15 protein-coding genes are annotated in these 11,579 nt (G+C 55.6%); 2 read left to right on the top strand and 13 right to left on the bottom strand.

The annotated features are described in order from the left end of the window. Positions 1-18 precede the first annotated feature (18 nt). The 12 genes from yajC to nrdB form a co-directional block, all read right to left on the bottom strand. Complete coding sequence (yajC, locus tag H3L93_RS05785) at positions 19-378, bottom strand: preprotein translocase subunit YajC (RefSeq protein ID WP_003795439.1); 360 nt, start codon at positions 376-378, stop codon at positions 19-21. A 146-nt stretch (positions 379-524) separates the two neighbouring features. Further along, complete coding sequence (locus H3L93_RS05780) at positions 525-1,076, bottom strand: isochorismatase family protein (RefSeq protein ID WP_003795445.1); 552 nt, start codon at positions 1,074-1,076, stop codon at positions 525-527. Next, positions 1,073-1,519, bottom strand: coding sequence for a hypothetical protein (locus tag H3L93_RS05775; RefSeq protein WP_003795447.1), 447 nt, complete (start codon positions 1,517-1,519; stop codon positions 1,073-1,075). The genes H3L93_RS05780 and H3L93_RS05775 overlap by 4 nt, the downstream gene beginning before the upstream one ends. A gap of 133 nt (positions 1,520-1,652) precedes the next feature. After that, positions 1,653-2,948, bottom strand: a complete 1,296-nt coding sequence (locus tag H3L93_RS05770) for an MFS transporter (RefSeq protein WP_003795450.1) — start codon at positions 2,946-2,948, stop codon at positions 1,653-1,655. After that, positions 2,945-3,121, bottom strand: a complete 177-nt coding sequence (gene ccoS, locus H3L93_RS05765; RefSeq protein WP_182077712.1) for a cbb3-type cytochrome oxidase assembly protein CcoS — start codon at positions 3,119-3,121, stop codon at positions 2,945-2,947. The genes H3L93_RS05770 and ccoS overlap by 4 nt, the downstream gene beginning before the upstream one ends. Before the next feature lie 2 nt (positions 3,122-3,123). Next, entirely contained in the window at positions 3,124-3,423 is a 300-nt protein-coding gene (locus tag H3L93_RS05760; RefSeq protein WP_003795452.1) for an HLGFF motif protein, read from the bottom strand. Positions 3,424-3,491: 68 nt separating this feature from the next. Next, positions 3,492-3,653 (bottom strand): hypothetical protein, encoded by a 162-nt coding sequence (locus H3L93_RS05755; protein ID WP_155803070.1) that lies wholly within the window; start codon positions 3,651-3,653, stop codon positions 3,492-3,494. A gap of 50 nt (positions 3,654-3,703) precedes the next feature. Next, the gene (locus H3L93_RS05750) at positions 3,704-4,222 is read right to left on the bottom strand and encodes a PqiC family protein (protein ID WP_182077711.1); all 519 of its coding nucleotides are present in this window, start codon (positions 4,220-4,222) and stop codon (positions 3,704-3,706) included. A 124-nt stretch (positions 4,223-4,346) separates the two neighbouring features. Continuing rightward, positions 4,347-6,308, bottom strand: coding sequence for an ATP-dependent zinc metalloprotease FtsH (gene ftsH / locus H3L93_RS05745; protein WP_246314013.1), 1,962 nt, complete (start codon positions 6,306-6,308; stop codon positions 4,347-4,349). 133 nt (positions 6,309-6,441) lie between these two features. Further along, a complete protein-coding gene (gene rlmE / locus H3L93_RS05740) occupies positions 6,442-7,062 on the bottom strand; it encodes a 23S rRNA (uridine(2552)-2'-O)-methyltransferase RlmE (RefSeq protein WP_003795461.1) in 621 nt (206 codons plus the stop codon). A 75-nt stretch (positions 7,063-7,137) separates the two neighbouring features. Then, positions 7,138-7,920: a ferredoxin--NADP reductase gene (locus H3L93_RS05735; protein ID WP_003795462.1), complete on the bottom strand. Its 783-nt coding sequence runs from the start codon at positions 7,918-7,920 to the stop codon at positions 7,138-7,140. A gap of 123 nt (positions 7,921-8,043) precedes the next feature. Continuing rightward, positions 8,044-9,177, bottom strand: a complete 1,134-nt coding sequence (gene nrdB, locus H3L93_RS05730; protein ID WP_155803120.1) for a class Ia ribonucleoside-diphosphate reductase subunit beta — start codon at positions 9,175-9,177, stop codon at positions 8,044-8,046. Positions 9,178-9,422: 245 nt separating this feature from the next. On the opposite strand from nrdB, the gene H3L93_RS05725 reads away from it, so the two are divergent. Further along, positions 9,423-10,241: a tetratricopeptide repeat protein gene (locus H3L93_RS05725; protein ID WP_003795469.1), complete on the top strand. Its 819-nt coding sequence runs from the start codon at positions 9,423-9,425 to the stop codon at positions 10,239-10,241. Between the two features lie 78 nt (positions 10,242-10,319). Further along, on the top strand, positions 10,320-11,402 hold the full coding sequence (gene dinB / locus H3L93_RS05720; protein WP_003795471.1) for a DNA polymerase IV: 1,083 nt from the start codon (positions 10,320-10,322) through the stop codon (positions 11,400-11,402). Here dinB and H3L93_RS05715 read toward each other — a convergent pair. Further along, entirely contained in the window at positions 11,381-11,575 is a 195-nt protein-coding gene (locus tag H3L93_RS05715; RefSeq protein ID WP_003795473.1) for a hypothetical protein, read from the bottom strand. The two genes, dinB and H3L93_RS05715, sit on opposite strands and share 22 nt — an antisense overlap. Between the last annotated feature and the right edge of the window lie 4 nt (positions 11,576-11,579).

Here is an 11,579-nt window from a genome sequence, read left to right as displayed (position 1 = left end):
GGGGCGGGCAGCCTGAAATCAGTTGGCTGCGGGCGGCTGGCTGTTTGCGGCTTCGGGCTCAACGGGGTTGGCGTTGGCATCCACTTTGGCGGCGATGGCGTTTCGGTCCACTTCGATGTTCACGCCTCGGGCAAGCTCGATGGTGAAGACGTGTTCGCCTGTTTTAATCACGCGCCCGTAAAAGCCTGCGGCGAGCAGCACGCGGTCGCCCTTTTTCAGCTCGCTAATCATGGTTTGGCGGGCTTTTTCGCGTTTTTGGTTGGGGCGAATCATCATAAAGTAAATAATGGCAAACAGCGGCAGCCACATCAAAATGGCTGACCATGGGCTTTGGCCGGCTGCTGCCGCGCCATCGGCGGCGTGTGCGAAATCGATCATTTGCGTTCCTTTGCGGATGAAGTAAAAAACGTGCGATTTTAGCAGAGTAATGGGCGGGGCGGGGGATGCGTTTAAACAATCAGGCAGCCTGAAACGGGAAATACGTTTTCAGGCTGCCTTTGGGGCGCGGATTGCCGCGTTTGAAATCACACAATCAATTTGGAAATGGCTTTGAATTGCGGATGCTGCGCGTCTTTGAGCAGCATAAACAGCAGGCTTTCAATATTGCTCACCACGCCGCCTGCTGCTTGGATTTGTTGCAAGCCGTTGGCTTTGTTGGCGGCGGTGCGCGATGTGGCGCATTCTTGCGGGATGAAAACGTTGTAGCCTTGTTGGCGCAAATCTAGCACGGTTTGCAGCATGCAAATATGCGTTTCGCAGCCGATTAGAATGATGTTTTGAGCTTGCCCACTTTCAGGCTGCCCTTGTTGCAGCGCGGCGGCGACTTCGGCGGTGTAGGCGGAAAATTGGGTTTTGCTGAATTTGGGCGCATCGGGCGTGAGCAAGGCGATGTCGGGCACGGTTGCGCCTAGCCCTTTGGGGTATTGCTCGGTGATGATGTGCGGCACGCCCAGCAGATTTGCACCTGTAATAAATTGGCGGCAGGCGGCGAGAAAGGCTTGGTTTTCGTGCAGGGCGGGCAGCAGCCGCTCTTGGATGTCTACGATGATTAAACGGGTGTTTTCGGGTGTCATCATTTTTTTGCTCCTAAGTTGGCGATGCATTGCGCATCGCGTTTGCTGAATGCGTCTGCGCCGCCCAGCAGCGCGAGTTGCTGCTCGGGGCTGATTTTGGCGAACGATTGGATTTGCTGGGCAGAGAGTTTTTGCAGCGGCTCGTCCCACATGCACACGCAATATTGGGCAACGAGCGTGCCATCGGGGTCTTTCAGGCTGCGTTGGGCAAGGTCTTGCTGCCATTTGGGCGCGTGAGGCACGTTTTGAATGCAGCTTTCTACGATGGTGGCTTTGGCTTTGGGCTTGCTCATGCCGCATTGGCTGAGGAAAAAGAAGCCTGCGAACAAGAGGGCGATGACGCGCAGCCAAATCACGATGGTTTTGCGTTTTTTTTGCGCGATTGGATTGGGAGCGGCGGCTTGGGGTTGGGCGTTTTCAGGCTGCGGTTGGGGTGTGGCGGTCATGGTGTGATGATATGTGGTTGGGGTTGGGAACAGGCAGCCTGCGGAGCGTAGTCGAGTTGCGAAGCTAAAACGGGTGAAGCGCGTTTTGGCGAAGGCAAACGATGCGTTTCAGGCTGCTGAGGGCGTGCGGGCATTATCCGCGTTTGAACAGCTGCGGAGCGCGTTTGCCCAAGTAATACAAAAAGCCGATGTTGCCCAAGGCAACGACCAAATACAGCAGCAAAATGCTGTTAAACAGCGTGAGCAGCACGATGCTCATCAGCGCGGCGGCAACCATAAACACGGCGTTCATGATGTTGTTGGCGGCGATGGCGTTGGCGCGAAACTCGTCGGACGAGGCGGTTTGCAGCCATGTGTACAGCGGCACGGAGAAAAAGCCGCCGAAAAAGCCGATGCCTATCATCAGCAGGATAACGGGATACGCCATGCCTTGCGACAGGAATGCGCCCGCGCCTTGCAAGTCGTTCAGGCTGCCTGAAAACTGCGTGCCGTATAACACGAACACCAACGCGCTGCCGCAAACGGTCAGCCCCGTTGCGCCGAGGGTTACCAGCCAGAGTTTCAAATCGCCTTTGCTGAGCTTGGCGCAGGTAATCGAGCCTGATGCGATGCCGATGGAAAACAGCGTGAGCATCAGGTTGAACACCGCTGTGTTGCCGTGCAAATGGATGCGGACAAAGGTGGGCAGCTGGGTGGTATAAACCGCGCCGATAAACCAAAACCACGAAATGCCCATGATGGCGGTAAACAATTCAGGCTGCTTATAGGTTTGCGCGATGAGCGATTGGGTGCCGCGGGCGATGTTCCAATCCACTTTCAATTCGGGCTCTTTGGGCGCAACCGATGGCATGGCGGCGCTTGCGCCCAAGCCCAAAACGGCGATGAGCACCACCCAGCCTGCCAAAATCAGCGGGCTTTCGCCGGCCACCACCGTGCCGATAATCTGCCCGAGCAAAATGGCGATAAACGTGCCCGATTCGATTAAACCGTTGCCCATGATGAGTTCTTTTTCGGCGAGGTATTCGGGCAGGATGGCGTATTTGACCGGACCGAACAGCGTGGATTGCGTGCCCATGACAAACAGGCACAACAGCAGCAGGGGCGCGGATTGGATATAAAAACCGAATCCTGCCACCGCCATCACCGCCACTTCCAACACTTTGGTGGCTTGGGCGAGGCGGGCTTTGTTGTAGCGCGTGGCAAGCTGCCCCGAAAACGATGAAAACAGGAAATAGGGCAGGATGAACAGCAACGCGCCCACGTTGAGCATTTGTTCGGACGGGATGGTGTCGTTTTTGCCCAAGCCGTAAAAGCTAATCAGCACGAACAGCGTGGTTTTGAACGAGTTGTCGTTTAACGCGCCTAAAAATTGCGTGCCAAATAGCGGGGCGAAACGGCGGCTGGTGGCGAAGGCGAAATCGTTTTTCATGGCGTGTCTTTCGGAGGGGTTTTGTTGTAGGTGTCGTCGTCATCCATCAAGATGCGGTGGGCGGGGCCTTCTAAGTCGTCAAATTGCCCGTTTTTGCCCGACCACCAAAAAAAGTAGCCAATCAAAAAGGCGAGCAGGATGCTGATGGGGATAAGGATATACAGGCTTTCCATGTTTACAGGCTGCCTTCTAAGTCGTTGAGTTGGTAGTGTTCGCCGCCGACGATGAGCCATTCTTGGCGGATGTTGGCGCGGTGGTCGCCGTCTTCGTCGCGGATGCGGACGTGGTCGCCGGCGGTTTGCCAATAGAGCGTTTGCGCTTGGGCAAGGCGGGCGAGCGCGGTGTTTTTCGCGGCGGGTTGGATTTGCAGGGCGAGCTGTCCGCTTTCGGGGTGGGGAGCGGTTTCGTCGTCGGCAAGCATCACCAGAAAGCCGAGGTGCTCGCCATCGGGGGCGTGGATGGAGAATTGGTGCATGGTGTGGGAGATAGGACGGAGTAAAGCGTTGGGGCAGCCTGAAAAGGGCAGGGCGGGGAAACAGCGTTTCAGGCTGCTTTTGGGTTTTCAGGCTGCCCGAGCGGGGCGGCAGCGCAATGCTGGTAAACCTGTTGCCAAGGGCAAACGCCAGAGGCAGCCTGAAATCTCACATGGAGCGGCGAGGGTTCGTCGCCAAATGGTTTATTCAATAGGGCTTTATGGGTTGGCAAGATGTCGGTGAGTCATCAGTTGCAGGTTTGGCAAAGGTTTCAGGCTGCCTTTATCGCGCAATTTGCTGGGCAACGCTTGCCAAGCCTTTATCCAAGCTGTTGAGCATGGCGGCGTAGCCATCGCCTTGCTGCGGCGTGGTAACGTGAAACGGGGTTTGCGTGCCGTTTTGCCAACGGGCATAGCCACTGATTTCGGTTTCGCCGCGATAGCTGCCTTGGAAGCGGTCTATGTAAACAGTAAGCTGCGCGCTACTGGCTTCGGCGGGCTGGTATTTCAGGCTGCCTGCTGCGTTGAGCTTGTTTGCCAAGGCGCGGGCTAGGGCTTGGTCTAGCGGCGATGCCCACAGGTTTTGCTGCGCGAGGGTGAGCGTGTGCTCATCGCTTTGGTAGAGCAGGCTGTCGCCGTTGATCGGCGCTGCCAACACGATTTTCACGCCGATGTTGTGCGCGGGATTGCTTTGCGCAGGCAGCCTGAACGCGCTATCGGGCAGTTGGTAATATTGGGTGGGCGAGGGGCTGCTGCACGCGGCAAGCAACAGCGCGGCGGCAATGAGGGATAATTTTTTCATGATGAATGCTTGGGGATGATGGTAACGCGGGCGGCTTTTCAGGCTGCCGAACAAACGCCGCATTATACTCAAAAAGGCAGCCTGAAACTTGCTTTGCTCGTTTTCAGGCTGCCTTTTACCGGCGTTAGGCTTGGTTTTTTGGCTCTTCGCCGTTGTCGGATGGCGCAGCGGCTTGCGTTTGTTCAGCGGCTGGCTTGGCTTCGTCTGCCGCATTATTTGCCGTTTCAGGCTGCGGTTTTACCAAGTTTACTGCTTTCTCGGCTTCATCCACTTCGGGCAGCGTTTCAAACTCCACGCCGTCAATCACCTCGCCGTTCCCGCGCACATTATGGCTGTAATCCTTGGGCGGGCTGGGCTGTTTGCCTGCCATAATTTCCAGCACTTGGTCGCGGTCGATGGTTTCCCATTCCACCAACGCTTTGCACATGGTTTCCATTTTGTCGCGGTTTTCGCTGAGGATTTTGTAGGCAACGGCATATTGCTCGTCCAAAATGCGGCGCACTTCGGCATCCACATCTTGCTGCGTTTTCTCGGAAATATTTTGCGAACGGGTAACGCTGCGCCCCAAAAACACTTCGCCCTCGTTTTCCGCATACACCATCACGCCCATGCGCTCGCTCATGCCATAGCGCGTAACCATATCGCGGGCGATTTGCGTGGCGCGCTCAAAATCGTTGGATGCGCCGGTGGAAATGCGTCCCACGAAAATATCCTCGGCAATGCGCCCACCAAACAAAATCGCAAGCTGGCTCAACATTTGGTCTTTGTACATAGAAATGCGATCGCGCTCGGGCAGCTGCCAAGTTAAGCCCAGCGCGCGCCCGCGCGGCATAATGGTTACTTTGTGCACAGGGTCGGTAAACGGCAGGCTTTCCGCCACAATCGCGTGCCCCGCTTCGTGGTAGGCGGTGGCGCGTTTTTCGTCTTCGTGCATCACCATGCTGCGGCGTTCGGGACCCATGTAGATTTTGTCTTTTGCGTCTTCAAAATCGCTTTGGTCCACTTTGATTTTGTTGCGGCGGCCTGCAAACAGCGCGGCTTCGTTCACCAAATTCGCCAAATCCGCGCCCGAGAACCCCGGCGTGCCACGCGCCAGCGAAGTCAAATCCACGCTCTTGTCCAAAGGCACTTTTTGCGCGTGCACTTTCAAAATCTGCTCGCGCCCGCGAATATCGGGCAGCGGCACCACCACTTGGCGGTCAAACCGCCCGGGGCGTTGCAGCGCGGGGTCTAACACATCGGGGCGGTTGGTCGCGGCAATCACAATCACGGTTTGATTGCTTTCAAAGCCGTCCATTTCCACCAGCAGTTGGTTCAGCGTTTGCTCGCGCTCATCGTTGCCGCCGCCCAAGCCTGCGCCGCGTTGGCGGCCCACCGCGTCAATCTCGTCGATAAAGATGATGCAGGGCGCGTTTTTCTTGGCTTGTTCAAACATATCGCGCACACGGCTTGCGCCTACGCCCACAAACATTTCCACAAAATCCGAACCCGAAATGCTGAAAAACGGCACGCCCGCTTCGCCCGCAATCGCTTTGGCGAGCAAGGTTTTGCCCGTACCAGGGCTGCCTGCCAGCAAAATGCCGCGCGGCACACGCCCGCCTAGGCTTTGATAGCGGTCGGGGGCTTTGAGGTAGTCCACAATTTCTTGCACTTCTTCTTTGGCTTCATCGCAGCCGGCCACATCAGCAAATTTCACAGTGTTGGCATCTTTATCCAGCAGCTTGGCGCGGCTTTTGCCAAACGAAAACGCGCCGCCTTTGCCGCCGCCCGATTGCATCCGCATGAACCACATCCACGCACCAATCAACAGTAGCACGGGCAGCAGGCTCATAAACATGCTGCTTAAAAAGCCTGGTTTTTCTTCGGGCGTAACTTTAAAGCGCACTTTGTTGTCCACCAGCAGCGTTACCAAGTTGTCGTCCATCGGCGCGTTGGTTTTGAACGTGGTTTTGTCTTTGCGCTCGCCTTTGATTTCGTAGCCGATAGGCGAGCCTTCAATATTCAGGCTGCTGATTTGCCCTGCTTTAACTTGTTGGATAAATTGAGAATATTCAATTTGCTGGTTATCCACTTTGGTTTCGCGCATATATTGCACGCCAAAGGCGATGCCCAAAAATAAAATCGCCCCTGCAACGAGGTTTTTTAAGTTGCTTCCCACAGAAACAAACTCCTATTGATGAGAAAAATGAAAGGGATTGTAAAGTATTTTTCAGGCAGCTTTAGTGTTTATTCTTGCCTAATAAATAAATCTCACTAGACCGATTGCGCGAGGCATCGGGTTTGCGCGTTTGCACCGTGCCGAACACTTCGCGCATGGCAGCCATGTATTCTTGATAGCCCGAACCTTGAAACACTTTCACCAAAAACGCGCCGCCTGTTTTCAAATGCCCGCGGGCGAAATCTAACGCCAGTTCGCACAAATAAAAGCTCCGCGCTTGGTCTATGGTGTCGTTGCCCGACATATTGGGTGCCATATCGCAAATTACAAGGTCTAGCGCGCGGTTATCCAGCAGGCGTTCAAACTCGGCCAACACGGCTTCTTCGCGAAAATCGCCTTGGATGAAATCCACGCCGTCGAGCGCGTCCATCGGCAGGATGTCCAGCGCGAACACTTTGCCTGTTTTGCCTACCAGTTTGGCGGCGATTTGCGACCAACTGCCGGGGGCGGAGCCTAAGTCGGCTAAAACCGTGCCTTGTTTGATGAGCTTGTCTTTTTCGTTGATTTCTAACAATTTATACGCGGCGCGGGCGCGGTAGCCGTCTTTTTGGGCGCGTTTGACATAGGGGTCGTTAACGTGTTCGTGCAGCCATGCGGGGGAGGATTTGGAGCGTTGTGCCATAGTTATAGTAATGAGGTGTGTTTTAGGCAGCCTGAAAACGGATTATGGTTTTCAGGCTGCCTAATGAGCAAAAAATTATTGTTCTACAAAGGCGCGTTCAATCAGATAATCGCCGCGCACGCCTGTTTTGGGGGAGGCGACCAAGCCGAAGCTATCTAGTATGGCGGAAGTGTCGGCGTTCATCGGCATGCTGCCGCAGAGCATGGCGCGGTCGTCTTTGGGGTTGATGGGGGGCAAGCCGATGTCGTCAAACAGTTTGCCGCTTTTCATCAGGTCGGTTAAACGCCCGTGGTGTTCAAAGGGTTCGCGCGAGACGACGGGGTAGTAAATCAGTTTTTCGCGCACCATGTCGCCGAGAAATTCGTGGTTGGGCAAATCGCGTGTGAAGTGGTCGTAATAGGCTAAATCTTGTTTGTGGCGCACGCCGTGCACCAAAATCACTTTTTCAAATTGCTCGTAAATATCGGGGTCGCGCGTGATGCTTAAAAATGGGGCGAGCCCTGTGCCGGTGGAGAGTAGATAAAGGTGTTTGCCGCCTTCGTTGAGGTCGCTGGCGATGAGCGTGCCTGTGGGTTTTTTGCTGATGAAGATGTCGTCGCCCACTTTTATATGTTGCAGGCGGCTGGTGAGCGGGCCGTCTTGCACTTTGATGCTGAAAAATTCTAAATGTTCTTCCCAGTTGGGGCTGGCGATGCTGTATGCGCGCATGATGGGTTTGCCGTTGTCGCCCATCACGCCAATCATCACGAATTGCCCGTTTTCAAAGCGCAGGCTTTCGTCGCGCGTGCAGGTGAAGCTGAAATAGGCATCGGTCCAATGGTGTACGGTGAGGACTTTTTGGGTGTTGTATGCTGCCATGGTGGGGCTTTCTGTTGATTTTGCAAAACGCGGGATTGTATGCAAAACGGGAGTGGCTATCAAGTGAATGCGCTAACAGAGGCAGCCCGAAAATGGGTTTCAGGCTGCCTATCGTCTGCTTGTTTATAGTTCAAAGTCTTCCAAATCTTCGGTTTTAACTTCGGCGTCAATTTGCCCGATAAGGTAAGACGAAATTTCCACTTCCTGCGGCGCAACTTGCACGTTGTCGGACGAGAGCCAGGTGTTAATCCACGGAATCGGGTTTTGCGTGGCTTTTTCAAACGCCGGCTGCAAGCCCACGGCAAGCATGCGGGCGTTGGTGATGTATTCAACGTATTGGCACAGGATGTCTTTGTTCAAGCCTATCATGCTGCCGTCTTTAAACAGATATTCTGCCCATTCTTTTTCTTGCTCGGCGGCTTTTTTGAAGAGTTCGAAGCATTCGTTTTGCAGCTCGGCGGCAATTTCCGCCCATTCCGCGCCTTCCGCGCCGCCGCGCATCAAGTTGAGCATGTGTTGCGTGCTGGTGAGATGCAGCGCTTCGTCGCGGGCGATGAGCTTGATGATTTTGGCGTTGCCTTCCATCAGCTCGCGCTCGGCAAAGGCGAACGAGCAGGCGAAGGAAACGTAAAAGCGGATGGCTTCCAGCACGTTCACGCACATCAGGCAGAGGTAAAGTTTTTTCTTTAATTCTCGCTCGGACACGACGATGGTTTTGCCGTTTACCCGATGCTCGCCTACGCCCAACAGGTTGAAATATTGGGTGTATTCAATCAAGTCGTCGTAGTAGCAGGCGATGTCTTCGGCGCGTGCGATGATGTATTCGTTTTGCACGATGTCGTCAAACACGACGGAGGGGTCGTTCACGATGTTGCGGATGATGTGGGTGTAGCTGCGGCTGTGGATGGTTTCAAAAAACGACCAGGTTTCAATCCAAGTTTCCAGCTCGGGCAGGGAAACGAGCGGCAGCAGCCCAACATTGGGGCTGCGCCCTTGGATGCTGTCCAACAGGGTTTGGTATTTCAGATTGCTGATGAAGATGTGTTTTTCGTGTTCGGGCAGGTTGGCGTAGTCGATGCGGTCGCGCGATAAGTCCACTTCTTCGGGCCGCCAGAAAAACGAGATTTGCTTTTCAATCAGTTTTTCAAAGGTTTCGTATTTTTGTTGGTCGTAGCGGGCAACGTTGACCGGCTGCCCGAGGAACATCGGTTCCAGCAGGGCGTTGTTGGGGGTTTTGGGGAAGGTGCTGTATTGCATGATGAGGTGTTCGCAAGACATTGGGGTATCCTTTTGTTTTGGGCGTGTCAAAAAAACGGGCGGATTATAGCATTTTCAGGCTGCCTGATTGGGAACTTCAACCGGCGGGGCAGCCTGAAATCCGCGCGCCCTTTTTCAGGCTGCCGCAAGTGCGCTAAAATCCGCATTTTTATTTATTTTATTTAAACGCAGCCTGAAAAAGCGTTAACGGGCTTTCAGGCTGCCTCAATATACGAAAGACTGCCATGTCGTACTCGCTGAAAAATCTGCAACTCAACACCGCGTTCGCGCACATTGAAAAGGGCAACTACAAAGCCGCCGCGCCCATCATCCGCCGCTTTGCCGAGCAGGGCGATGTGGACGCGCAATATCAGTTGGCGTTTATGTATGAGCAAGGCTTGGGCGTGAAAACCGACTTTGCCGCCGCCGCCAAGTGGTACCACGCCGCCGCCGAGCAGGGCGATGCGGCCGCGCAAATGAACATCGCCACGCTCTACGAAGACGGGCTGGACGGGCTGCCGCAGGATTACGCCGCCGCGCTCAAATGGTACGGCGCGGCTTTTGAGCAGGGCGAATGGGATGCCGCCAATTCGCTGGCGCGCTTATACGCTGAAGGGCTGGGCGTGCCACAAGATTACGCCAAAGCGGTGCAATACTGGCAGGCCGCCGCCGAGCAAGACGACGATGAGGCCTTGTATAACTTGGGCGTGTGCTACGACGACGGCTTGGGCGTGAAAAGCGATTACGCCCGCGCCGCGCAGTATTACCGGCAAGCCGCCGAGCTGGGCAACAGCGATGCGATGGTGAATTTGGCGATGCTTTACCAAGAAGGCTACGGCGTGGAAAAAGACGAAGCCGTTGCCGCGCAATGGTTTCGCCAAGCCGCCGAGCTGGGCGATGCCGATGGGCAGTTGAACTTGGGCTTGTCCTACGCCGAAGGCTCGGGCGTTGAATGCGATTACCGAGAAGCGCAAAAATGGTGGCGGCTCGCCGCCGAGCAAGGCAACAAAGAAGCCGTCCGCGCGCTGACGGCGTTGGACAAACTGCTTCAAGGCGAAAGTTGAATACTTTGAGGCAGCCTGAAAACGGGCAAAGCGAAACGCCGCTGCATACGTTTTCAGGCTGCCTTCATACCATTAACCATGACCTCTCCACGCAAAATCATCCATATAGACATGGACGCGTTCTACGCATCGGTAGAACTGCGCGAACAGCCCCACCTGCGCGGCAAGCCCGTTGTGGTGGCGTGGGACGGCGCGCGCTCGGTGATTTGCGCCGCCTCGTATGAAGCCCGCAAATACGGCTTGCGCTCCGCCATGGCGGTCGCCACCGCCAAACGCCTGTGCCCGCATGCCGTTTTTATCCCGCCGCAATTCGCGCTCTACCGCCAAGTCTCCCGGCAAATCCACCAAATTTTCAGGCTGCATACCGACCTTATCGAACCGCTCGCGCTGGACGAAGCCTATTTGGACGTAACCTGCAACAAGCAAAACATCGCATACGCCCGCGACATCGCCCTCGCCATCCGCGCCGAAATCCACCGCCAAACGGGGCTAACCGCTTCCGCAGGCATCGCGCCCAACAAATTTCTCGCCAAAATTGCCTCCGATTGGCGCAAGCCCAACGGGCAATTTGTGATTGCGCCGCAAAATGTGAACGCGTTTTTGCACACCCTGCCGCTGGGCAAAATATCGGGCGTGGGCAAAAAAACGCTCGCCAAGCTCAACGCCCAAGGCTGGCGCACCGTGGGTGATTTGCAGCGCGTGCCGCTGGGCATGCTCATCAACCTGTTCGGCAGATGGGGCTACCGCTTGCACGACCTCGCGCACGGCGTGGACAACCGCCCCGTCGAGCCCGAGCGCGAGCGCGTGCAAATCTCCACTGAAATCACTCTGCCCGACGATTTGCCGCTGGGCCAAATCGTCCGCCACATTCCCGATTTGGCGCGGGACTTGGCGCAGCAGATGCAACGCCGCCACACCATCGGGCAAACGCTCACGCTCAAACTCAAAACCAGCGACTTTCGCACGCTCACCCGTTCGCAAACCTATTCGTCCGCCCTGCCCAGCGCGCAAACCCTGATTCAGGCTGCCCAACAGCTCGCCAAGCGCATGCCCAGCGAACACGAATACCGCCTCATCGGCATCGGCATCAGTCACCTGCAAGACGAAAACCGGCAGCCTGAATTGCCCGAACTGGCGTTTCAGGCTGCCTCGGCAGAGTAAAGCAGGCAGTCGCGCCAACGCATCGTGCAGCCTGAAAAGCACCCGCGCGGAACGCCCGCCACCTCCCGCCCGTTTTCAGGCTGCCCGCCGCCTGCCGTTTTGACCCAAATCAAATCCGACCCATCCCAACAGCCAACTCCATTTTTCAGGCTGCCTAAAACCATAAAAACCACTATA

The organism is Kingella oralis, assembly GCF_014054985.1.
Lineage (GTDB): Bacteria > Pseudomonadota > Gammaproteobacteria > Burkholderiales > Neisseriaceae > Kingella_B > Kingella_B oralis.
The sequence above is the reverse complement of the archived record's forward strand: the minus strand, read 5'-3'. Positions and strand labels throughout refer to the sequence as shown.

Bases quoted from the DNA above. Each gene is read 5' to 3' on its own strand.
- dinB (WP_003795471.1), top strand. From the start codon at position 10,320: ATGACCTCTCCACGCAAAATCATCCATATAGACATGGACGCGTTCTAC.
- H3L93_RS05735 (WP_003795462.1), bottom strand. From the start codon at position 7,920: ATGGCAGCATACAACACCCAAAAAGTCCTCACCGTACACCATTGGACC.
- H3L93_RS05750 (WP_182077711.1), bottom strand. From the start codon at position 4,222: ATGAAAAAATTATCCCTCATTGCCGCCGCGCTGTTGCTTGCCGCGTGC.
- H3L93_RS05780 (WP_003795445.1), bottom strand. From the start codon at position 1,076: ATGATGACACCCGAAAACACCCGTTTAATCATCGTAGACATCCAAGAG.
- H3L93_RS05760 (WP_003795452.1), bottom strand. From the start codon at position 3,423: ATGCACCAATTCTCCATCCACGCCCCCGATGGCGAGCACCTCGGCTTT.
- H3L93_RS05775 (WP_003795447.1), bottom strand. From the start codon at position 1,519: ATGACCGCCACACCCCAACCGCAGCCTGAAAACGCCCAACCCCAAGCC.
- ccoS (WP_182077712.1), bottom strand. From the start codon at position 3,121: ATGGAAAGCCTGTATATCCTTATCCCCATCAGCATCCTGCTCGCCTTT.
- yajC (WP_003795439.1), bottom strand. From the start codon at position 378: ATGATCGATTTCGCACACGCCGCCGATGGCGCGGCAGCAGCCGGCCAA.
- nrdB (WP_155803120.1), bottom strand. From the start codon at position 9,177: ATGCAATACAGCACCTTCCCCAAAACCCCCAACAACGCCCTGCTGGAA.
- H3L93_RS05725 (WP_003795469.1), top strand. From the start codon at position 9,423: ATGTCGTACTCGCTGAAAAATCTGCAACTCAACACCGCGTTCGCGCAC.
- H3L93_RS05770 (WP_003795450.1), bottom strand. From the start codon at position 2,948: ATGAAAAACGATTTCGCCTTCGCCACCAGCCGCCGTTTCGCCCCGCTA.
- rlmE (WP_003795461.1), bottom strand. From the start codon at position 7,062: ATGGCACAACGCTCCAAATCCTCCCCCGCATGGCTGCACGAACACGTT.
- ftsH (WP_246314013.1), bottom strand. From the start codon at position 6,308: ATGCGCGAAACCAAAGTGGATAACCAGCAAATTGAATATTCTCAATTT.